This window comes from Streptomyces sp. NPDC014891, assembly GCF_043081085.1.
GTDB lineage: Bacteria > Actinomycetota > Actinomycetes > Streptomycetales > Streptomycetaceae > Streptomyces.
Genome location: NZ_JBIBWF010000013.1, coordinates 152,109 through 175,179, shown reverse-complemented (window position 1 = coordinate 175,179; position 23,071 = coordinate 152,109). Strand labels below are relative to the sequence as shown.

The window sequence follows — 23,071 nt, the reverse complement described above, 5'->3', positions numbered from 1 at the left end:
GAGCATCGTACCGCTAGCCCCACATAGGCCCTACCTGTCGTCATTCCTTCTTGTGTGGCAGCACACTCCGCTTCCCGTCCGTATTGAACACGTTGACCCCATCCGGATCGGAGACCGTCTTCACTTGACCGTCATGCTTCGCCAGTCGTGAGAAGAAGTCCACGCAGTCGTCGCACATCGGCCGAGAGACCATATGGGACCCACCGGGGTTCATGATCTCGGCCTGTTTCTCCGCGTGGGAGTTGAAGTAGCGCCCAGGCTCACCATTGTCCAATCCGTGCTTACGGATGGGCATTCCGATTTCCAGCCGCTTCGCGGCGACATCCGCCACGTTCACCTGGGTGAATGACTTGGGCTTCCGAGCAGACCAACCGGACAGCGTGAATTTGCCGTCCGTCTCGCTCGCGGTCTTGGTGGAGCGGAACTTGGGCCATGCCACGGAATCCGGAGATGCCATGGAGATCGGGCAACTGTCGTCGCCCCCGCCATTGTTGTTGTGTACGAGCACCGAACTGTCACCGGCCACCACGTGGTACGTGTGCAGCCCCTCGACGCTCAGGTCGTACGTGACGCGCTGAGCCTCGTACCGCTTCACGTCGACAATCGACGTGGAGCCGCCCGAGCCGCTCTGGAGCTTCTGGCCCGTCCGGAGGTCCGCGGCCTGGGTCCACGCGTCACGAGTGGACTCGTAGAACTGGTGATGCTTCGTGGTCTGGATCGTCTTAGGACCCGACTTCGTGGCGACGACGACGTCGACGTAGTCACGGTCGGTCTTGGTGACGATCACCTCCTTGACCCGGTGCTTCTCCTTGGTCTTCTTGCCGGGCTCGGCCGTGAGGACGTAGTCCCCGACCTTGACCTGCTCGATCGCCTTGACCGTGCCGTTCGCCATGACGACGCCCGTCAGGCCGGTGAAGCTGTGTGGCGTGCAGCCCTTGCGGCCGAACTTGCTGGCCGCCGCGCCGAAGAGGCCACCGACCGCGGCACCTGTCGCCGTGGCCTTGGCCACGCCGGCGACGCTGCAGCCCTCCTCGCTGCCGACGCACGAGACGCCGTAGCTGACGGCGCCTTCAGCGGCACCGCCCGCCGCGCCCTGTGCAGCACCCTGGGCGATCTTGCCGCCCACGCCCTGCAGCAGTCGGCCTGCCGCGCCCGCGGCCATGCCGCCGACGGCGCCGCCGAGGGCACCGGTCGCGGCGCCGAGCGCCACGGTGCCGAGGAAGCCGCCGACGCTCTTCGGGCCGTCACTCATCAGGTAGCCGACACCGTTGGCCGCCGCTCCCGCGAGCGCCGCGCAGCCGATGGCTCCGACACCCGCGGTCAGGGCCGTGCAGCCGGCGAAGACCACGAGGCCGGTCGCCACCGAGGCGATCGCCCCGGCGTGCTGCTTCACGAAGTTGGCTGTGGCCTTCGCCGCCTTCTTGACGGCTCTGCCGACCTTCTTGGCTGCCTTGACCACCTTCTTGGCGACGTGTTTGACGGCCTTGGCGACCTTCCGCACAGCCTTCTTGACGTGCTTGACGACCTTGTGAACAGCACGCTTGACCCGGTGATACGTCCTCTTGACGTATCTCTTGACCTTTCTGACGCTGTCGGCGACGTAGCGGACCGCCTTGCGGACCGCCCTCTTCGCCCGCTTCACCACCTTCTTGACGGCCTTCTTGACGACCTTCGCCGCCTTCTTGACGACCTTCGCGACCTTCTTGACCGCGGCCTTCGTCTTCTTGTAGGCCGACTTGACCTTCTTGGTCACCTTCTTGGCGACCTTCTTGACGGCCTTCTTCGCCCACTCGAACCAGTGGCCCGTCGGGTCGACGCCCGTCATGGGGTTGCCGTTCGCGTACGCGTAGCGGTTGGCCCCGATGGAGGACGGGACGCCGCTGGTGGCGACCGTGTCACGGCTGTTGAACTGGCCGGTCTGCGGCGAGTACCAGCGCGCGGCCATGTTGACCTTGGCCGTCTCCGGGTCGGTCCAGCCGGACTGGTAGCCCAGTGCGCCGAGCATGCCGGTGGTCTGGACGACCTTGCCGAAGGGGCTGTACGTCGTGGAGCCGGTCAGCGCCTCGCCCGTCGCGGTGAACTGCGCCACCACGTCGTCGTGCATGTCGGTGAGGGCAAGGACCGACGAGACCGCCGTCTTCACCCCCACCAGGGAGTTGTCGGCGTTGCGGCTGTAGGACGTCACACCGTCCGAGGCGACGTCGTTGCCGGCGCCGCTGTACTGGAAGGTGTGGAGGGCGACGCCGGTCTCGTCCTTGGCTTCGAGGACGCGGTCCAGGCCGTCGTAGGTGTAGCTGCGGTCACCCTCCTGCATCACACGGTTGAAGGCATCGGCCTTCACCGGGGTGATGCGGCCGCCCTCGTCCATCACCGAGCTCATCGTGCCGCGCGCGGTGTAGGTGTAGGAACTGTGGCCGTCCGAGGTCAGCCTGTTCCTCGCGTCGTACGTGTACGTGTCGCCGCCCACACGGGTCCGGTTGCCGGACGCGTCGTAGCCGTAGTTCTCCGTCGTGGTCCCGTTGTTCCAGGACGTCAGGCGGTCGGCCCAGTCGTACGTGTACGTGTTGCTGGTGGCACCCGTGACGCCCGTGGTGATCTTGGAGGTCTCGTTGTCGTTGGCGTCCCAGCCGTAGGTGGTGGAGGCGAGGTCCTTGCCCGTCGGCGAGGTCAGCTTGTCGCTGGTCAGTCGCTGCAGGGAGTCGTAGCCGAAGGTGCGCTTCGACTTGCCCGTTCCGTAGTCGATCGACTTGAGCTCGTTGTTGACGCCGTAGGCGTACGTGGCCGTCGTTCCGGTCACACCGTCGTTGACGGTCTTGAGCCGGCCGGCGGTGTCGTAGCCGTACGCCGACGCGCCCGAGGCGTCCGTCCGCGCGGTCATCGCCCCGTCGCCGTTCCAGGCGAAGGAGGACGACCCCGAGGGGCCGGAGGCCGAGAGGAGCAGACCGCGGTCGTCGTAGGTGAAGGTGTTCTTGGCCTCACCCGCGCCCGCGACGGCCGAGATCCGGTCGTCGGCGTCGTAGTCGTAGGTGTGGTCGACCGTGGCGGCCTCCGCACCCGTGCCCGACTGACGCACCAGACGGCTCTTGACGTCGTAGGCGTAGGAGACGGTCACACCACCGGGCGAGCGCATCTCCTTGGCGCGGCCCGCCTCGTCGTACACCGCCGTGAACGTCCGGTCCGCGAGGTCCGGATGGGACGGGGTGGACGGCTCGATCTCGGACTCGGGAAGGCCCCACGTGTTGTACGTCGTGAGGAACCGGTTCCCTCGTCCGTCGGTGAAGCGGGTCCGGTTTCCGGCGACGTCGTAGCCGTACGTCGTCGTGATCGACTCCGTGGCGGAGACCGGCTCCACCAGCTTCGTGACGAGACCCGTCGGGTCGAACGTGAAGGTCTTCGTATGACCGCGGTAGTCCGTCAGCGAGACCGGGTTGCCGGCACGGTCGTACGTGGAGCTGCTGGATCGCAGCACCGCGCCCTGCGCGTCGAGGTCCTCGACCTTGGTGAGCTGTCCGAACCCGTCATACGTGTTGCGGTTGCTCGTGCCGTCCGGGTCGGTGGCAGTGAGGACCTGCCCGTCCATGGCGTACGTGAACCGGGAGATGTTCCCGGCCCCGTCAGTGACCTCGGTGACCTCACCCATCGAGTTGTACTTGTACGCCTCGGCGACCCCTGTCGGGGACACCGTGCGGGACAGCTCCCCGCCCGGCGCCGTGTACTCGTTGATGGACGTGTAGGCCCGCTGGGTCGGCTGCCGCACGATGTCCGTGCTCGTGACCGGCCGCTCCAGGTAGTCCCAGGTGGTCTCCTGTCGGGCGCCGTTCGGCCGGGTGGCCGAGAGCTGGTCTCCGTTGGTGTCGTAGGTGTACTTGGTGGTGCCGCCGCCGGGTTCCGTGACCGAGGCCAGGTCGCCGAGCTGCGTGTAGGTGTAGGTGGTGCGGTTGCCGAGCGGGTCGATCTCCGCGGTGACCTGGCCGAGCTTGTTGTACTCGTTCCAGGACGTGGCCTTGATCGGGGTCGAGGATCCCGGCGCCAGGTAGTCGGGCATGGACGTCGAAGACTCCTGGCCCTCGCCGTCGTACGCCGTCGTCACCACGTTGCCGAGCGGGTCCGAGGCCTCGGTCTCCTCGCCGAAGGTGTTGTATCCGGTCATGGAGACGGGACGGACGGAGACCGGGGTCCCGCCGTTCTGCTCCGCCATGACGGCCGGCTCCGTGACGGAGGTCTGCTGCCCCGCCTCGTCGTAGCCGTAGTCCGTGGTGTTGCCCACGGTGTCCGTCATCGATGTCGGCAGACCGCGCTGGTCGAGCTTCCACGAGGTGGTGCGGACCGAGGAGCCCGCGGCCGGCAGGGTGCCGCCCTTGAGCGCCGTGACCTGTGCCGCGGTGAGCGCCTCGCCGTAGACCTGGACGTCGTCCAGGCCGCCGAGGTGGTTCTCCGCGTAGGCGCCCTTGTACCAGCGGCGTCCGAGCTGGAGCGGACCGGTGGCCTCCCACGGCGTGGCGAAGGTGGCCGGGGTGCCGCTCGCGACGCCGTTCACGTACAGCCGGATCTGGGAGCTCGCCTGGTCGTAGACGCCGACCAGGTGGGTCCAGGTGTTGGCCGTGACGGCGGCGGTGCCCGACGAGACCCGCACGATGGCCGGGTCGTAGGTGTCGGTGGCGTGCCGGTTGAAGGTCCAGCCGTAGGCCGTCGAGTAGTAGAGCTGGAAGCCGGAGGCCTCCTTGCCGTCCTGCGCGAGGAACGTACGGTTGGCGGTCGTGTTGGTCAGCTTGACCCAGGCCGAGACCGTGAAGCTGCCGGCGGTGTTCACCACCGGACCGTTGGTCTGCGCCCACGAGTTGGCGTCACCGTCGAAGGCGCCGTTGCCCCCCCGGTCGGTGTTCCAGTGCATGCCGGTGCCGTGGCTTCCGGTGCTGTTGCCGCCGGAGGAGTCCGCCAGGCCGAAGCCGGTCGTCTCGTCCAGTTTGTAGCGCGCGACCGGGGCTGCGGTGCCGTCGTGATCAGTGTTGCCCGTGACATTGCCCAGGTTGTCGTACCGGGTGTCGACCGTGGAGACGTCGCCCGTGGTGGGGTCCGTCTCCGTCTCCGAGACCACGTTGTCGTCGGGGTCGTAGGAGACCTTCGTCGAGCGCGCGAACCCGTTCGGATCGAACACCGAAGAGGTCGTCCGGTCGGCTGCGTCCACCGTGAAGGTGGTGCGCTTCTGACCGTCGTCGGTGACCTGCTCGATCAGGTTGCCCTCGGCGTCGTAGGTGTTCGCCTGCTCCGTGAACGACTTGCCGTTCTGCGGGTCCTTGCGGACCACGCTCGCGGCGAGGCCGTCGTCGGTGTAGGTGTACGCCGTCACCCAGCCCATGGCGTCGGTGATCGAGGCCAGCCGGCCCGCCGGGTCGTACGCCCGGGACTCCTGGACGAGGGTCGTCGCGGGAGTCGGGTTGTACGGGTCGCCGGTGTAGTTGAGCAGGTTGGTGGTCAGCGGACGCTGTTCGGCGTCGAAGGTGTAGGTGTTGACGGTCCCCGTCGGATCCGTCTCCTTCACCTTGTTGCCGTACCGGTCGTACTCGAACGACGTGGTGTCGCCGCCCGGGTCCGTCCTGCTCGCCATCTGGTTGTACGCGTCGTACGTCATCGACGTGGTGCGCGCCGTGTCGCCGCCCGTCAGGTCGGACACGGTCTGGGACAGGATGTTGCCGTCCGCGTCGAACGCCGTGGTCGTCTTCGCCTGGTGCACCGCGCCCGTCACCCGGTTGGTGACCTTCGGGTCGGTGTCGGTGACGACCTGGTCGTTCTTGTCGTACGTCTGCGAGGACGTGAGACCCGCGGGGTTGGCGTCGGTGATCTCGGTCTTGGAGAGCTGCCGACCGAGGTTGTCGTACGTGAACTTCACCTTGCCGCCGTTGGCGTCGGTGATCTCCGCGAGGTCACCGTTGGCGAAGTACGTGTACGACGTCTTCTTCCCGCCCGCCGTCGTCACCATGGCGACGAGCCCGGCGGGCGCCGTGCCACCCCCCGCCGCCGGGGTGGCGGCGGTGGTGTAGGTCGTGGACGCGGTCCGCCCGTTGGGGTGTCCCGGTACCGGCGGAGTGGTCACCGAGAGCAGGTTGCCGCCGGTGTCGTAGGAGTACGACGTCTTGTACGTGTCGTCCGTCGGGCCCGAGGAACGGCCGTCGCGCTCGGTGAGCACGAGGTCGTTGCGCAGGTCCATCGGCGGCAGCACCGTGGTCGCGTCCGGGAAGTAGGTCGAGTACTCGGTCGAGCACTTGTTGGCCTTGGTGTCCTGGCAGGTGGTCTGGGAGACCGCGTTGCCGCGTACGTCGTGGCCCGTGATGGAGCGGTTGCCGTTGGCGTCCGTGATGGTGTGCAGGAAGCCGCCGGTGTCGTAGCCGTACGTGGTCCGCTTGCCCTCGGTGTCGATGGCGGCGAGGAGGCGGTTGCCCATCTCCGCGTCGTACACGTAGGTCAGCGTCTTGTCCGTCGGGTCGGTCAGCTTGACCGTCCGTACCGGGGCGATGCCGGAGGACGCCTTGTAGGCGGACCAGTGCGTCGCCACGTCCGCGTCGGTGAGGCCCTTGGAGTGGACCGCGACCTCGGCGATGGAGCCGGTGAAGTAGCTGACGTCGCCCGGGGAGCTGAACCAGCCCTTGCCGAAGCCGGCACCGATGAAGGTGCGGGTCGTCGACTGGTCGTTGGCCGCGCCGGTGAAGTCCTTCTGCTTCACACCGTCCAGGTACAGCGTCTGCGTCGTGCCCTTCGCCGACAGCACCGCGTGGTGCCACTTGTCGTCGGTGACGGTGGCGGTGGTGCCGAAGTCGGCGGTGCCGCTGCCGCTGACGCTCCACCAGTGACCGCGCAGCTTCCCGTCCGCGCCGACGTACAGCAGCGGCGAGTACGCCGCGCCCGCGCCGAGCGGATCGTTCGGGGCACGGGCCTGGTCGCTCATGATCACGCCCGGCTCGGCCGTCTTGAACCAGAGCTCGACCGAGCGGTCGGCCTTGGCGTGCAGCGGGCCGTACGGGATCTCCACGAAGGAGGTCGAGCCGTCGAAGGTCGACGCGCTCGCGTCACCGGGACCGAAGGGACCCTCGTCGCCCTGGATGACGTTGTTGTACGTGCCGAAGCCGGTGTTCACCTGGTTCGCGGCCTGCGCCGCGGCCTGGGTGTCGTCCAGGCGCCAGTAGCCGGCCGGGGCGGTGCCCATGACGGCGGAGCGGTAGACCTGGGACGAGCCGGTGATGGTCGGCGGGTTGAGCTTCCAGGTGCCGCCGTTGCCGTCGGTGGCCTGGAGGACGCGGTCGTCGGTGGTGTCGTAGACGACGGACGCCTGCGTCTTGCCGCCGGGCGTGGTGATCTTCTGCAGCAGACCGGCCGAACGGACGGCGGAGTCGTACTGCGTCTTGATCACGCCGGCCGACAGCGGCTCGGAGAAGATCGCGACCTCGGCCATCTGGCCGTTGAAGTGCCCGAGCTTGTCGTTGGCGTTCATCGCCGGCCAGCCCATGGTGTTCACACCGGCGCCGAGGGAGATGTACGGCTGCACCCAGTCGTTGATGGTGCCGCTGAGCGAGCCGACCGCCGCACCGTCGAGGTACAGGGTCTGGCTGTTGGCGACACCGGTCAGGACGGCGTTGTGCCACTTGCCGTCGGTGACGACGGGGGTGGACGTGATCGTCGTCATGCAGCCGGGCGACATCGCCAGGCAGCCGCGCAGCTTGCCGTCGGTGCCCACGTACACCGCGGGGGTGTTCTTCGTGGTGTTGGCCACCGGGTCGGGGTCGCTGAGGGGCTTGTCGCCGTAGTAGAAGAGCACGCCTCCGGCGGTGCTCGTCTTGAACCAGAGGGAGACCGAGGTGTACGAGGGCGTGGCGCCCGGCGCGGCCGGCATCTCGACGTACGAGGTGGTGCCGTTGAAGGTGGCCGCCTTCTGGGTGGAGCCCGCGAGGGGGCCCGTCCCGCCCAGCGTCACGTTCTGGTACGTGCCGTTGTACTGGCCCTGGTTGGCGTCGATCGCGTCCTTCGCGATCGTTCCCGAGGTCTCACCGAGGCGCCAGTAGGCGAACGGGTCGGCGTCGAGGACCGTGGTGCGGTAGTGGTTGCCGGTGGCGTAGGTGTACGTCGTGCACTTGGACCAGTCGGCCGGCGGGCACACCTTGGTGAGCTGGTCACCGGTGTAGGTGTACTGCCAGGTCTGGGCCGTGGCGGCATCGCCCGCGGTCGACGGGTCGGTGGCGACGGTCTGGACGTGCCAGACGGTGGCACCGGCCGGCTGCGACCAGGCGAGAGTGAGGGAGCGCTTCGACGTCTCGTTGGTGATCTTCGTCAGCCGCTTGTTCGCGTCGTACGCGAACGTCTCGGTACGCCCGGCGAAGTCCTTGATCGCCTTGATCGCGTACGTACCGGCCTTCGCGGTCGCCTGGGTGAGCGCGTACTCCGTGAAGTCCTTGTCCGTCAGCGTGAAGCCGACCGCCGGCGAGACGGCGGCCGCCAGACGGGCGTAGCGGCCCAGCGGAGGAACGAAGGTGCCGTCGGTGTTGCGGCCGAAGGCGACCTGCTCACCGCCCGGGTAGGTGATGACGACGCTGGTGACCGTGCCCGCGCCGTCCTTGACCTCGGTCGCCTTCATGTCGGCGATCGTCGACCAGCCGGCGCCGAAGGCACCGTCGATCCGGGGGTCGAGGCTGTTGTAGGAGCGGTCGATCTCCAGGGACGGTCCGATGACGGGTACGTCGGCGTCGGTGTCCTCGGTCGTGTAGTTGCCGTCCGACGGGTCGAACTCGTGCCCGTCCGTGTTCTGGGCCAGACCCGAGGTGACGGGCGGCTGCGGAACGGCGGTGGTGAAGCTGCTCGAGTAGACGATCTCGGTCGTGCCGTCGCTGACCCCGACCAGCCAGTCGTAGTTCTTCGACCACTTGAGCTTGCCCGCGGGGATCTTCCAGTTGCTCTTGGTCAGAGCGCCGGAGGAGCTGACGAGCGTGGTGCCGTCGTAGACCTCGAAGGTGTACGACAGCGGGCTGGGCCCCTTGTCCGCGTCGCTCGCAGAGACGAGCAGCTCCGGCTGAAGGGTGTTGGCCTGGAAGTTCTCGGGCGGGTACGACGCGTTGACCTGCGGCGCCGTGTTGGCCGTGTACGTCAGATCCAGGGCCGGGCGGAAGCCGGCGGTCGCCGAGTTGTCCGAGTGGAACTTCTTCCAGTGGAGCATGTCGTTGGTCGGGGCGGTGAGCGCCAGACCGTAGTTCGCGGCTCCGCCGGCGACGTTGTTGAACCACGTCGTGTTGAGGGAGACCGGCATCTTCACGCCGACCGAGGCCGAGTTCCCGCTGTTGGAGCAGGAGGCGCCGGGGGCGGGCGTGGCCGTGCCCATGGCCGGGCCGAAGCTCGGGCCGGGGTAGCTGGTGACTCCGGACGGGGTCCAGGACTGGGTGATCGGGTGCACCGAGAACGACTGGGCGGCGCAGGTGGAGGACCAGAGCGCGTAGACGTTCAGGGTGGCGGCGGTGACCCGCTTGCCCGCGAGCGTGGTGCCCAGCGAGGAGAACTGGAGGAACGAGTTGGTCTTGTTCGTTCCCGAGTCGTAGGAGCCGACCTTGATCTGGGTCTCGGTGGAGTGGTCGCCGCCGATGGTGTTCTGGGCGTACGTCGAGTTCGACGCGGTGACGGTCGGGTCGACGGTCACCGGGTAGACCCGGGCGGGGTCGTCGAGCCAGGCGCGGTCCGCGGTCATCCGCAGCGCCGGCTCGCCGTCCACCGTGACGAGCTCGTAGGTGACGGCCCGCGACCGGGCGGGGTCGCCCGAGCGGGGGTCGATCCTGGAGTCCTCCATGAACGCGTGCGGGATGGTCGCGGTGACCTTTCCGTTCGCGTCGGTGAACTCGACGTCGCCGTCCTCGGCGACGCGGGGGGTGAGGCCCTTCACCGCGAGGGGGAAGGTCCAGGAGTTCGCGGCCTGCGGGGAGCGCAGGACGACGTTCTCCTTGAAGCCCTCGGCCAGCGGTACGAGCTGCACGTCGGTGTCCGGCAGCACGTCCGGGTAGGTGACGGTGCCGTTCCCGGCGACGGTGGGCTCGGCCTGCGCGGCGCCCTGGAGGGCGTACGCGAGCGAGCGTCCGGCGCCGAAGTCGACGGAGGCGAGCTGCTCGTCGGCGGCGGTCGGCGCGAACTCGACGTCGAGGGAGTTGGCCGTCTGCTGGAGGCGGCCGTCCTTGTCCTCTGTCAGGCTCGTGTCGATCGCCTTCCACGTGCCGTCCGCGCCCTTGAAGTTGGTGCGGCCGGCGAAGTGGCGGACGGTCGTCGAACCGTCGGCGTTGACGTAGTAGTCCGAGGTGGCCGTGGACTTCTCGGCGTCGCGCTTGCTGGTGCGGGCGTCGAAGCTCTTGGCGGTGCCCGGCGCCTTGCCGGTGCGCACCTCGTCGGGGTCGTCGGTCTCCCGCTGGAACAGCGGGAGTTCGCCCTTGCCCTTGCCCGGCTTGCGCCCGGCCTTGCCCTCCAGGCTGGTGGCGTCGGCGGAGGCCTGGTGGCTCTTGCCACGGGCCGTGCCGCCCTGCTGGTCAGGGGTGTCGAGAGGGTTCTCGCTCACCCACTTCCAGAGCCCCGAGAGGGAGAGCTTGGGCATCTTCACCGGTTCGAGCGTGACGCCCGCGGCGAGCGCCGACTCGGTGGTGAGCATGAGGAACAGTGAGATCAGTACGGAAAGAGCCGTAGCCCTCAACCTGCGTCTCCCGGTGCGACCCGGTGGGAACAGGCGAGGGCTACGGACCCGGCGTATACGCATGGGCCAGCCTTTACTAACGCGATTCTTACAAAGCCTCGCGAGCCTGCCCGATGACGGTTCACCAGTTCACACCAGGGTGCCGAACTTTACTCTCGCTTTACCTGAAGGACGGAACCCTTCCGGACAACTCGGCCCGGAGTCGCCCACCGGGGGCAGCCGGGTCCGCTCAGCCCTCGCGGGCGAGCCGCTTCACCGTCGCCGCGATGTCGTCCTTGAGGGTCGCCCCGGGCGCCACCCGGACCAGGTTGTCGTGGGAGGCTCCGGCGCCCGTGCCGACGGTGACGAAGCGGACCTCCGGGTTCTTCTCGACCGCCGCTTCGGCGGCGGCCACCTGCGGGGCGCCCGAGGCGACGACGATCTCGCAGTCGCGCTGCACGAGGCCGTTGAGGAAGGGGCGGGCGTTCTCCACCGACTTCTCGCCCATCACCGGGACGAACGTCACGCGGATGCGCTTGTCCAGGGACGCCGCCTGCATCCCCTCCCAGACGGGGGCGGCCGGCGCCCCGCTCACGATGCCCCGCTCGTCGGTCAACAGACAGGCGTCGTAGTCCTGGTAGGCGCGGGCCCGGGTGTCGGGCGGGGTGCCGGGCCGGTCCGAGCCGGCGAACAGCCAGGCCCCGACGAGACCGACGACGAGGACCAGGACCGAGGCGAGGGCCCAGCCGACCCGGCCGCGCAGGGCGCCGGCGCCGGTGGCGAGCAGTCCGGGGATCCGGGCGGCCCCGGACTCCGCGGCCTCCCTCTTGGCCGCCTCCCGCTCGGAGACGCGCCAGGCGCGACGGGTCTTCACCGGTCGCCTCCCTGGACCGCGGGGCGGTGCGCCGCCGCGCCGAGGCTCAGCAGCGGCACCAGCGCGAGCCCGGCCCGGGCCGGCCGGCCCGGCAGTTCCTTGGGGCGCGGGGACTCCACGCCCTTCTCCAAGCGGACGGCCTGGTTCACGATTCGCGAGACCTCTCACGGAGGCGCACGCCGAGGGGTCGGGGCGCACGGGTGTACGACAGGGGACGCCGTACGGTACATCCCTCGCCGTGAAGATCACCCCCGGGGTCCCGCTCGCCGGCGGGGCCCCGTGCGCGTCAGAGGCGGTGCCGCACCCACACATTGGGCTCGACGTAGACCGCGTAGCCGCGCGAGGCCTCGCAGTGCACGGGCACGAGGGCGCCCTCGACCTCGACCGGCCCGTCGGCGTCGAAGGGGAGTCCGGTCCACGCGCGCCACTGCTCGACCGAGCCCGAGACCGTCATCGACGCCGGGGCGACGGACTCGACGACCCCGCCCGCGCGGACGTGGACGCGCAGCCAGGCGTCGTGCGGCAGCCCGTCGGCCTCCCGGGTGCGGAAGGCGTACTCGTGCATGGGGGCGGCGGGCTCCAGGTGCTTCCCGTTGGGGCGGACCGGGGCGACGATCTCGGCGAACCCGCGGCGCGCGGCGTTGTCCCGCATGGCCGCCAGCATCCGGTGCGAGTGGCCGCGGCCGAGCGCGCCGGTGTCGACCGTGATCTCGATGGCGCTGACGGTGTCCGGCTCGCGGCCGTGCTTCAGGTCGGAGAACGCCCAGAGCAGCACCTCGTCCCAGCCGCGCGGCGGCAGCTCGCGGCGCCCGTCGAGGTCGAGCCGGAAGGGGACGCTGAAGCCTCGGGCGACGACCTTGCCCTCGGTGTCGGTGGCGACGAGCACGTACTCCGGCAGCTCGCGCACGATCCGTCCGATGTTCGCCCAGCCCACCGGGTCGTACATCATGAACTCGGGCCAGAGGTCGCGCATGCCCCACATCGGCCCCTCCAGTTCGGGGCGCTCGGCGAGGGTCGATATGTTCAGGTCCATGCGGGCAGGTTAAAGATCGTCTTCTTGGTGCGCCAACGGCTTTTCCACAGGCCGGGGGCGCTACGGGAGTTTCTGCTGCGGGCAGGCCGCGAGCACCCGCTTCATCGCGTCCCGCTCGCCGCCGGTCACCCACACCCGGTACTTCTTCTTGACGGCGATCTGCCGGGCCACGTAGGTGCAGCGGTACGCCTTGTTCGGGGGCAGCCAGGTGGCCGCGTCGCCGTCGGACTTGCGGCGGTTGGTCGAGGCGTCGACGGCGAGCAGGTTGAGCGGGTCGTTGGCGAAGCGGCGCCGGGTCTCGGCGTCCCACGTGCCCGCACCCTTCTGCCAGGCGTCGGAGAGCGCGACGACGTGGTCGATGTCGACCTTGCTGCGGCCCCGTTGGTAGCGGACGGTGGTCCCGGTGTACGGGTCGTCCGTGAGGGTGCCGGAGGCGACCTTGCAGTGGCCGTCGGTGAACCGGACGCCGTTCAGGTCGCGCTTGAGTATGTCGTCGCGGGTTCCGCAGCCGTTGCCGTCGACGTCCGCCCAGGCGGCTCCGAACTTCTCGCGCTCGTACCCGGTCTTCGGGGCCCGGCCCTTCACGGTGAGGGTGTCCACGGCGGCGAGGGCGGTGCCGCGGGCGGCGGGCCTGCCGCCCGCGCCGCCGGCGGAGTCCGGTCCGCCGGCCGGTCCGGCTCCGGGCGTGCAGGCGGTGGCGACGAGCGCGGCGGCCGCGAGCGCCGAGGCGGTCAGGGCTGATCGAAACGTCCGTTCTGTGAACATCCGCCGATTCTAGGCCCGTTGCGGCTTCAGGGACCCGGACGGGCCACCCACAGGAAGAACTGAACAGGCGTTCGACTAACGTTCACCCCTTCTACGACACTCCCTCAGGAGGGGTTCTCTTGCGAAGATTCGGGCTCTTCCGCGCCCTGTTGGCCACGCTGGCCTTCATATGCGCGGCCACGGTACTGACGGCGCCTCCGGCGGCGGCGGACACGGTGGGGTACGCGACCGCGCCGCCCCTCAGGACGTACACGTACAACATCTGCGGCAGCAGCGGGACCGAGGGCTGCAACGCCACCAAGGAGGAGGACGACGCCCGTCTCAAGACGATCGTCGACGAGACGGCGGGCGGCGTCTGGAACGCCGACTACATCTTCCTCACCGAGATCTGCAGCTACCAGTTCAACCGCATGGACGCGAGCCTCAAGCCCAAGGGCTACACCGGCCGCTACGTCGAGACCGTCCCGGCCGGCAGCCTCTACAACTCGGCCGGCCGGGCGCTCTGCGTCGACTCCTCCGGAGCCGGCACGCCCCGCAGCTACGGCATGGCCGTGTTCGTCCGCGGCTCCTTCGTCGAGTCCACGGTCCTCACCCTGGACACGAAGGCCGCGATCCAGCAGACCGTCCCCGGCGCCACGGGCGAGGACATCAAGTCACCCTGCATCAAGTCCTGGGTGCAGAACCGTGTGACCTGGGCCTGCTCCGTCCACCTGTGGTGGGGCGCCCCGAACCGGCCCGTCGACCCCGGCCCGGGCGCGACCGCGGCGGAGATCGCGGCGTACCAGGACAAGCTGGCCCGGCACCAGGTGATGACCCGGGAGGCCGACGCGCTGGTGGCCCGGTCCACCGAGTGGGAGCAGGCGGGCATCCCCGTCATCCTCAGCGGCGACTTCAACTCCTCCCCCTGGGGAGACGTGCTCAACCGCTTCTACGAGCCGGCCACGGGCGACGGGGCGTACGGCACCTTCGTCGAGGCCGACGAGACCGACTTCGACGACGTCACCCCGTACGGCAACTGCAGGACGCCGGGGCTCACGCGGTGCCGCGTCGGCGAGCTGACGATGTACGACAAGGCGCACGAGAAGCGCGTGCAGAAGCTCGACTACACCTTCTTCAGCGCCCGGTTCTTCCGCGGCGTGGTCGGCGACGTGCCCGCCGAGCCCAAGACGACCACCGGCAAGTGGATCTCCGACCACCTGCCGCTGCGCGGCGCGGCCTTCTGGAAGGACTGCGGCGCCTACGGCACCACCCCCGGCGCCGTGTACTGGCGGGACGCGGCCGGCGGTCTCTACCGCTACGAGGGCCGTGCCTCCGGAGACACCGCCGCCCTCGCCAAGCCCTGCAAGGTCGGCTTCGGCTGGGGCGCCATGAAGGCCGTCGCCCGTCAGGGCACCACCCTCGCCGCCGTCGACACGGCCGGCGTCCTGTGGCACTACCCGCTCAGCCCGGTGGACGGCACGTACTCCGGTGGCACCAGGAAGCAGGCCGGCACCGGCTTCCAGGGTGACGACGTGCTCCTCGCCCCCGGCGACTTCGACGGCGACGGCATCGCGGACCTGATCAGCCGCGACGCCGCCGCCCGCACGTTCTGGCTGCACCGGGGGACCGGCGAGAACGGCTACGCGCCGCGCACGCCGATCGTCGAGCCCGGCGGCGAGACGCACCTCTACCAGAGCGTCGTCGCCACCGACCTCGCCCACGGAACGGGCGCCGCGCAGGGCACGGCCGACCTCGTCGCCATCGACGAACTCGGCTACCTCTGGCTCCACGAGGGCAACGGCGACGGCACCTTCGCCGCGCGCCGGATGATCGGCAACGGCTGGCAGGTCTACGACGCCCTCGCCGCCCCCGGCGACCTGAACGGCGACGGGAACGCCGACCTGGTGGCCCGCGAGGAGGGCGGCGACCTGTACTTCTACCAGGGGAACGGCGCCGGCGGCTACGCCCCTAAGGCGAAGATCGGCTCCAGCTTCCCCGCGGCGGAGATGCTGTTCTGACCTGCGGCGAGGGGTGCTCCGCCGAGCGCCCCTGAGCCGGCGGGGCGAGGGCCCGGGTGTCGCGTGTGCGACGCCCGGGCCCTCGCGCGTCCCGGCCCGGTGCGGTCGCACGCCGCGCCGGGGCGCCCCGGTCCTGCCCCGCTCGACCGGCTCCCCCCGGAGGAGCGGCGGCCGTAGGAGAGGCCGGACCTCACCCCAGGATCGTCGTCAGGAACTCCCCGGTCCACGCCAGCAGTTCGCGCCCCACGACCGGCTTCCCGCCGATGTTGCCCGTCGTCGGCCGCGGCACCAGGATCTGGTGGACGGCCGGCTTGATGACGGTCCGCGGGTGGAGCCGCTTGAGCCGCAGTTCCTGCGACTCGCGGAGCTCCACCGGGGCGAACCGGATGTTCGGGCCCTGGAGGACGATCTCGCCGACGCCGCACGCGCGGGCCAGCATCCGCAGCCCCGCCACCAGCAGCAGGTTCTCGACCGGCTCGGGCAACTTGCCGTACCGGTCGGTGAGTTCCTCACGGACCGCCCTGATGTCCTCCTCCGAGTTCGCCGAGGCGATCGAACGGTAGGCCTGGAGACGGAGCCGCTCCCCCGGTGCGTAGTCGTGCGGCATGTGGGCGTCGACCGGCAGCTCGATCTTCACCTCCAGCGGGGCCTCCTCCTCCGCCCCGCCCTCCATCTGCGCCCGGTAGTCCGCGACGGCCTCGCCGACCATCCGCACGTACAGGTCGAAGCCGACGCCCGCGATGTGGCCGGACTGCTCGCCGCCCAGCAGGTTGCCCGCGCCGCGGATCTCCAGGTCCTTCATCGCCACGTACATGCCCGCGCCCATCTCGGTGTGCTGGGCGATCGTCGCGAGCCGCTCGTGCGCGGTCTCGGTGAGCGGCTTCTCCGGCGGGTACAGGAAGTAGGCGTAGCCGCGCTCCCGGCCCCGGCCGACGCGGCCGCGCAACTGGTGCAGCTGCGAGAGGCCGAAGTTGTCGCCGCGCTCGACGATCAGGGTGTTGGCGTTGGAGATGTCGATGCCCGACTCGACGATGGTCGTGGAGACGAGGACGTCGAACTTCTTCTCCCAGAAGTCGACGACGACCTGTTCGAGGGCGGACTCGGACATCTGGCCGTGGGCCGTCGCGATCCGGGCCTCGGGGACGATCTCGCGCAGCCGTGCCGCCGCCCGGTCGATCGAGTCGACCCGGTTGTGGATGTAGAAGACCTGGCCCTCGCGCAGCAGTTCGCGCCGGATCGCGGCGCCGATCTGCTTCTCCTCGTACGGGCCGACGAAGGTGAGGACCGGGTGGCGCTCCTCGGGCGGGGTGGTGATGGTCGACATCTCGCGGATGCCGGTGACCGCCATCTCGAGCGTACGGGGGATGGGGGTCGCCGACATCGTCAGCACGTCGACGTTGGCGCGGAGCTTCTTCAGCTGCTCCTTGTGCTCGACGCCGAAGCGCTGCTCCTCGTCGACGATGACCAGGCCCAGGTCCTTGAACTTCGTCTCGGAGGCGAAGAGCCGGTGGGTGCCGATGACGACGTCGACCGAGCCTTCCCGCATGCCCTCCAGGGTGGCCTTCGCCTCCGTCTCGGTCTGGAAGCGGGACAGCGCCCGCACCTTCACCGGGAACTGGGAGTACCGCTCGCTGAACGTGCCGAAGTGCTGCTGGACCAGCAGCGTCGTCGGGACGAGGACGGCGACCTGCTTGCCGTCCTGGACGGCCTTGAACGCCGCCCGGACCGCGATCTCCGTCTTGCCGTAGCCGACGTCGCCGCAGATCAGACGGTCCATGGGGACCGTCTTCTCCATGTCGTCCTTCACCTCGGCGATGGTGGACAGCTGGTCGGGCGTCTCCGCGTACGGGAAGGCGTCCTCCAGCTCGCGCTGCCACGGGGTGTCCGGGGCGAAGGCGTGTCCGGGGGCCGCCATCCGCGCCGAGTACAGCTTGATGAGGTCGGCCGCGATCTCCTTGACGGCCTTCTTCGCGCGCGCCTTCGTCTTCGTCCAGTCCGCGCCGCCGAGCCGGTGCAGGGTCGGCGCCTCGCCGCCGACGTACTTGGTGACCTGCTCCAGCTGGTCGGTCGGGATGTACAGCCGGTCGCCGGGCTGGCCGCGCTTGGCGGGCGCGTACTCGACGAGGAGGTACTCGCGGGTGGCGCCCTGCACGGTCCGCTGGACCATCTCCACGTACCGGCCGACGCCGTGCTGCTCGTGCACGATGTAGTCGCCGACCTCCAGGGTCAGCGGGTCGATGGTCTTGCGGCGCTTGGCCGGCATCCGCTGACCGTCCTTGCCGGCCGCCTTCTGGCCGGACAGGTCGGTCTCGGTGAGGACGGCCAGCTTGAGGGCCGTGTCGACGAAGCCGTAGTCGATGGAGCCGGTCGACACGTGCACGACCGACGGGGAGATCTCCGCGAGGTCCGCGTCGAGGCGGGCGGCGATGCCCTCGCCGCCCAGCACCTCGACCGTGCGGCTCGCGGGGCCGTGGGCCTCCGTGACGTAGACCGTGCGCCAGCCGTCGGCCAGCCAGCCCTTGGTGTCGGCGAGCGCGCGGGCCGTGTCGCCGCGGTACGACTCGGGGGCGTGCATCCCGAGCGTCAGGGTGTCGCCGTCGGCGCCGTCGGCCGTCGCGTCCGCCGCGAACGGCGACACCGACCACCAGGACATGCCCAGCTCGCGGGCCCGGTCCCGGACGTCCGCGATTCCCCACAGCGAGGCCGCGCCGACGTCGATGGGGGCCTCGCCGCCGCCGGCCGTGGCCGCCCAGGAGGCCTGGAGGAACTCCTGCGACGTCGCCACCAGGTCCGCGGCCCGGGTCCGCACCCGCTCCGGGTCGCAGACCACGGCCATGGCGCCCTTGGGCAGGACGTCCAGCAGCAGCTCCATGTCGTCGACGAGGACCGGGGCGAGGGACTCCATGCCCTCGACGGCGATCCCCTCCGCGATCTTGTTCAGGAGTTCGCCCAGCTCCGGGTGGAGCTCGGCGAGCGCCGCCGCCCGCTCCCGCACGTCCTCGGTCAGCAGCAGCTCGCGGCAGGGCGGTGCCCACAGGCCGTGCTCGGCCACCTCCAGGGACCGCTGGTCGGCGACCTTGAAGTAGCGGATCTCCTCGACGTCGTCGCCCCAGAACTCGACCCGGAGCGGGTGCTCCTCGGTCGGCGGGAACACGTCCAGGATGCCGCCGCGCACGGCGAACTCGCCGCGCTTCTCGACCAGCTCCACCCGGGAGTACGCGGCGGCCGCCAGGCCCTCCACGATCTCGTTCAGGTCGGCCGTCTGCCCGGAGCGCAGGGCCACCGGCTCCAGGTCGCCGAGGCCCTTGACCTGGGGCTGGAGCACGGAGCGGATGGGGGCGACGACGACGCTGACCGGGCCGGCCGCCGGGTCGTCGTCCCGCGGGTGCGCGAGGCGGCGCAGGACGGCGAGGCGGCGGCCGACGGTGTCGGAGCGGGGGGAGAGCCGCTCGTGCGGCAGGGTCTCCCAGGAGGGGTACTCGACGACACGGTCCGGGTCGAGGAGCGAGCGCAGCGCGGCGGCGAGGTCCTCGGCCTCCCGGCCGGTCGCGGTGACCGCGAGTACGGGACGGCCCGAGTCGCGGGCGAGCGCGGCGACGGCGAAGGGGCGGGCGGCGGCCGGACCGACGAGGTCGACGTGCGGGCGGTTGCCGTCGGCGGCTGCCTTCACCGCCTCGGCGAGGGCGGCGTCCTTGACGACGACATCGAGCAGACCGTGCAGGCTCATGGAGCTTCCATCCCGGGTTCGGACGACGGGGCAACGCGAACAGCCCGACACGTGAGACGGGCCGGGGTGGTCCCGGGCGCGTACAGCCGCCCGGTGCGTCCCCCAGCCTACGACGTGCCACTGTCACTCGCCCGAAGGAAGGGGGCCACTCGGGAGGGTGAAGCGCCGAGGGGCTCACCCTCGTGACGCGGGACAAGCACATCCCCCGCTACGACGTGCCGGTACTCACCGTCTGAGCAGCCGTGCGGCCCCGGCGGACCTGAGTGGTCCGCCGGGGCCGCACGCCCCCCGCCCCACCCCCGTGCGGGCGGAGAGCCGCTGTCCGAGCGCCTTCCGGGCTACTCGCTCGCGATCGCGTTCAGGACGTTCATCCGGCCCGCCCGGAACGCCGGGACCAGGGCCGCGAAGAGGCCCACGAAGGCCGAGCCGACGAAGACCGTCACGATGGTCGGCCAGGGGATCTCCAGGACCCCGAGGCCCTCCAGGGCCAGCAGCTTCTGGGCGGCCGTGCCCCAGCCCATGCCCAGGCCGAGGCCGAGGAGCGCACCGAACAGGGCGATCACCACCGACTCCAGCCGGATCATGCGGCGCAGCTGTCGGCGGGAGAGCCCGATGGCCCGCATGAGGCCGATCTCCCGGGTCCGCTCGACGACGGACAGGGCGAGGGTGTTCACGACGCCCAGGACGGCGACGACGATCGCCAGGGCGAGGAGCCCGTACACGATGTTGAGCAGCTGTCCGACCTGGTCCTTCAGCTGTTCCTTGTAGTCGGCCTGGTTGCTCACCTTGTACTGCGGGTAGGGCACGAGCGCGTCCTTGAGCGCCTGGTAGGCCGCGTCCTCCTGGCCGTCCTTCGCGCTGGCGAGCAGGAGCAGGCTCTGCGGCATGCGGTCGGCGGGGACGTACTCGGCGAGGGTGGCGACGTCGATGTACATCACGCCCTTGTCGACCTGTCCGGTGTCCGCGGTGATCGCCTTCACCGTGAGCTTCGCCTTCTCGCCGCCCTTGAAGGCGAGGGTGAGGACGTCGCCGACCTTGACGCCGTGCTCGGTGGCGTAGTCGCTGCCGACGGACATGGCGCCCTTGCGGTAGGCGTCGGTGAGGGTGCCGGCGGTGGTCTCCCGGCGCAGGTCCCGTACGTACGTCGGATCGGTGGCGGCCAGGTCGGCGGTGGTGGTGCGGCCGCGCGGGTCGGTGACGGTGGCGTCGACCCACTTGTACTCGCTGACGTGGTCCAGGCCCGGGGTCTTCTCCAGGGCCGCGAGGGTCTGCGGCACGATCGGCTGGCCGGTGCCGGACTGGACGATGAAGTCGGCGCCGACGGAGCGGTCGAGTTCGTCGGTGGCCGAGGCGACCATCGAGGAGCCGACGACCGACAGGGCGGCGACGAGGGCGAGGCCGATCATCAGGGCCGCGGCGGTGGCGCCGGTGCGGCGCGGGTTGCGGAGCGCGTTCCGCTCGGCGAGCCGGCCGACCGGGCCGAAGATCCGCAGGACGACGACGCCCAGGGCGCGGACGACCCCGCCCGCGAGGAGCGGGCCGACGACGACGAAGCCGAGCAGGGAGAGGACGACGCCGAGGCCGAGCCAGAGGGAGCCGGGTGCGGCCTCCTCGGCGCGGGCCGCCGCGACGAGGGCGGCCGCTCCGGCGGCGGTGAGGGCGAGGCCGATGGCGCCGCGGACCCGCCCGGCCCGGCCGTCGGCGGGGGTGCCCGCGTCGCGGAGGGCGGCCATCGGGGAGACCTTCCCGGCGCGGCGGGCCGGGATGTAGGCGGCGAGGACGGTGACGACGATGCCGAGGGCGAGGCCGACGACGGGGGTCGTCCACGCGACGGTGAGGTCGTCGGTGGAGAGTTCCATGCCGATCGAGGACATGAGCTTCATGAGTCCGACGGCGAGTCCGACACCGGCGGCGACTCCGGCGACGGAGCCGACGATCCCGAGGAGCAGCGCCTCGATGAGGACGGAGCGGTTCACCTGCCGGCGGCTGGAGCCGATGGCCCGCATGAGGCCGATCTCGCGGGTGCGCTGGGCGACCAGCATGGAGAAGGTGTTGACGATGAGGAAGATGCCGACGAGGAAGGCGATTCCGGCGAAGCCGAGCATCGCGTACTTCATGACGTCGAGGAAGCCGGCGACGTCCTCGCGGCCCGCGTCGGCGGCCTCGGCCGCGGTCTGCAGGGTGTACCCGGCGCCGAGGGAGGCGGCGATGTTCGCCTTCAGGGCGTCGTCGGTCACGCCGGTCTCGGCGTCGGCCGTGATCTGGGTGAACAGGCCTTCCTTGCCGAGGAGTTCGCGCTGGGCGACGGCCGTCTCGAAGTAGACGACGGTGGCGCCCGGGTTGGTGACCTTGAAGTCGACGATGCCGGAGATCTTCGCGGTGAAGTCGCCGACGACGGAGATGGTCCGCAGTTCGTCGCCGATCTTGAGGCCGTGCTTCTCGGCGGTGTCGCCGTCGACGACGACCTCGGTGGGGCCGCGCGGCTCGTGGCCGGAGGTCATCTCCATCGAACGGAGCTCGTTCGGGCTCCAGTTGACGGCGATGGTGGGCGCGCCGCTGGTGGGTCCGACGTTCTTGTTCTTCGCGTCGACGACGGTGACGCCGGTGGAGACGACGGAGCCCTGTGCGGCCTGGACGCCTTCGGTCTTGCGGACCCGCTCGACGAGCGAGGCGGGGAAGGACTCGGGGCGGCCGCCCTGGGGCACGTCGCCGGGGTCGGTGTCCTTGGGGCTGACGGTGACGTCGGAGGCGGTCGACGCGAAGAGCTTGTCGAACGTCGTGTTCATGGTGTCGGTGAACACGAGGGTGCCGCTGACGAACGCGACGGAGAGCAGGACGGCGACGGCGGAGAGCGCCATGCGTCCCTTGTGCGCGAAGAAGTTGCGCAGGGAGGTCTTCAGGACGCTCATGAGGTCCGCCCGCGCGCGTCGAAGTCCTTCATGCGGTCGAGGACGGCGTCGGCGGTGGGCCGGAGCATCTCGTCCACGATCCGCCCGTCGGCGAGGTAGAGGACCCGGTCCGCGTAGGAGGCGGCGACGGGGTCGTGGGTGACCATGACGATCGTCTGCCCCAACTCGTCGACCGAGGTGCGGAGGAAGCCGAGGACCTCGGCGCCCGCCCGCGAGTCGAGGTTTCCGGTCGGCTCGTCCCCGAAGATGATCTCGGGTCGGGCGGCGAGGGCGCGGGCCACGGCGACGCGCTGCTGCTGGCCGCCGGAGAGTTCGTTGGGCCGGTGCCTGAGCCGCTCGGAGAGGCCGACGGTGTCGACGACCCGGCGGAGCCACTCGGCGTCGGCCTTGCGGCCGGCGATGTCCATGGGGAGCGTGATGTTCTCGATGGCGCTCAGGGTCGGCAGCAGGTTGAACGCCTGGAAGATGAAGCCGATGCGGTCCCTGCGCAGCTGCGTGAGCTTCTTGTCCTTGAGCCGGGTGATCTCGGTCTCGTCGAGGAAGATCTCGCCGCTGGTGACGGTGTCCAGGCCGGCGAGGCAGTGCATCAGGGTCGATTTGCCGGAACCCGAGGGTCCCATGATGGCGGTGAACTGTCCGCGGGCGATGTCGACGTCTACGGAGTCGAGAGCGACGACGCGGGTCTCCCCGGCGCCGTACGACTTGACGACCTGACGCGCCCGCGCGGCGACGGCCGTACTCCCACCCGCCGCCCGACCACCGCCCCTCGACGAGGCGCTGCGCGCCGCACCTTCATCGTCTCCCCCGTGCCTGGGGATGGTCACAGCCGTGGTCACGGTTCTCTCCTAGGTGGCATGAAGCGGTGGGTGGTTTGTAAGTTCAAGTTAAGGAGCGGGGCCGGGAGTTCTCCTCCTCCGCCGGGACGAACGACCCCTGGGCCGTATGGGGGAGATCCCCCTAAGGGGCGTCCACCCGGGGCACCCCCGCCGCCCGGTGGGCGCCCGCGCCGCCCTGCGCTCCGGGACGGGCGGCCGTGCCTCCGACCTCCCCGTCGGCCCGTGCCGCCCACGTCCGGACAGGCGTGA

9 protein-coding genes are annotated in these 23,071 nt (G+C 70.3%); 1 reads left to right on the top strand and 8 read right to left on the bottom strand.

What is annotated here, in order from left to right; translation table 11 throughout:
* Positions 1 to 40 precede the first annotated feature (40 nt).
* From ACF09E_RS31360 to ACF09E_RS31340, 5 genes are all read right to left on the bottom strand, one after another.
* On the bottom strand, positions 41 to 10,660 hold the full coding sequence (locus tag ACF09E_RS31360) for a LamG-like jellyroll fold domain-containing protein (protein ID WP_392209043.1): 10,620 nt from the start codon (positions 10,658 to 10,660) through the stop codon (positions 41 to 43).
* A gap of 271 nt (positions 10,661 to 10,931) precedes the next feature.
* Positions 10,932 to 11,555 carry a BMP family ABC transporter substrate-binding protein gene (locus tag ACF09E_RS31355; RefSeq protein WP_392209041.1) on the bottom strand — a complete coding sequence of 208 codons (624 nt, stop codon included), beginning with the start codon at positions 11,553 to 11,555 and terminating at the stop codon, positions 10,932 to 10,934.
* The gene (locus tag ACF09E_RS31350) at positions 11,552 to 11,704 is read right to left on the bottom strand and encodes a hypothetical protein (protein WP_392209039.1); all 153 of its coding nucleotides are present in this window, start codon (positions 11,702 to 11,704) and stop codon (positions 11,552 to 11,554) included. The genes ACF09E_RS31355 and ACF09E_RS31350 overlap by 4 nt, the downstream gene beginning before the upstream one ends.
* A 137-nt stretch (positions 11,705 to 11,841) precedes the next feature.
* Positions 11,842 to 12,588 carry an N-acetyltransferase gene (locus ACF09E_RS31345; protein WP_392209037.1) on the bottom strand — a complete coding sequence of 249 codons (747 nt, stop codon included), beginning with the start codon at positions 12,586 to 12,588 and terminating at the stop codon, positions 11,842 to 11,844.
* 60 nt (positions 12,589 to 12,648) lie between these two features.
* Positions 12,649 to 13,353, bottom strand: coding sequence for an HNH endonuclease family protein (locus ACF09E_RS31340; protein WP_392209035.1), 705 nt, complete (start codon positions 13,351 to 13,353; stop codon positions 12,649 to 12,651).
* 119 nt (positions 13,354 to 13,472) lie between these two features.
* On the opposite strand from ACF09E_RS31340, the gene ACF09E_RS31335 reads away from it, so the two are divergent.
* Complete coding sequence (locus tag ACF09E_RS31335; protein ID WP_392209033.1) at positions 13,473 to 15,350, top strand: endonuclease/exonuclease/phosphatase family protein; 1,878 nt, start codon at positions 13,473 to 13,475, stop codon at positions 15,348 to 15,350.
* A 190-nt stretch (positions 15,351 to 15,540) separates the two neighbouring features.
* On the opposite strand, the gene mfd is transcribed toward ACF09E_RS31335, so the two are convergent.
* The 3 genes from mfd to ACF09E_RS31320 all read right to left on the bottom strand — a co-directional run bounded on the left by mfd (position 15,541) and on the right by ACF09E_RS31320 (position 22,822).
* Complete coding sequence (gene mfd, locus ACF09E_RS31330) at positions 15,541 to 19,077, bottom strand: transcription-repair coupling factor (RefSeq protein ID WP_392209031.1); 3,537 nt, start codon at positions 19,075 to 19,077, stop codon at positions 15,541 to 15,543.
* A 338-nt stretch (positions 19,078 to 19,415) separates the two neighbouring features.
* Positions 19,416 to 21,986 (bottom strand): ABC transporter permease, encoded by a 2,571-nt coding sequence (locus ACF09E_RS31325; RefSeq protein ID WP_392209029.1) that lies wholly within the window; start codon positions 21,984 to 21,986, stop codon positions 19,416 to 19,418.
* Positions 21,983 to 22,822: an ABC transporter ATP-binding protein gene (locus tag ACF09E_RS31320; RefSeq protein WP_392209027.1), complete on the bottom strand. Its 840-nt coding sequence runs from the start codon at positions 22,820 to 22,822 to the stop codon at positions 21,983 to 21,985. The genes ACF09E_RS31325 and ACF09E_RS31320 overlap by 4 nt, the downstream gene beginning before the upstream one ends.
* Between the last annotated feature and the right edge of the window lie 249 nt (positions 22,823 to 23,071).

Bases quoted from the DNA above. Each gene is read 5' to 3' on its own strand.
- ACF09E_RS31345 (WP_392209037.1), bottom strand. From the start codon at position 12,588: ATGGACCTGAACATATCGACCCTCGCCGAGCGCCCCGAACTGGAGGGG.
- ACF09E_RS31325 (WP_392209029.1), bottom strand. From the start codon at position 21,986: ATGAGCGTCCTGAAGACCTCCCTGCGCAACTTCTTCGCGCACAAGGGA.
- ACF09E_RS31340 (WP_392209035.1), bottom strand. From the start codon at position 13,353: ATGTTCACAGAACGGACGTTTCGATCAGCCCTGACCGCCTCGGCGCTC.
- mfd (WP_392209031.1), bottom strand. From the start codon at position 19,077: ATGAGCCTGCACGGTCTGCTCGATGTCGTCGTCAAGGACGCCGCCCTC.
- ACF09E_RS31360 (WP_392209043.1), bottom strand. From the start codon at position 10,660: ATGCTCACCACCGAGTCGGCGCTCGCCGCGGGCGTCACGCTCGAACCG.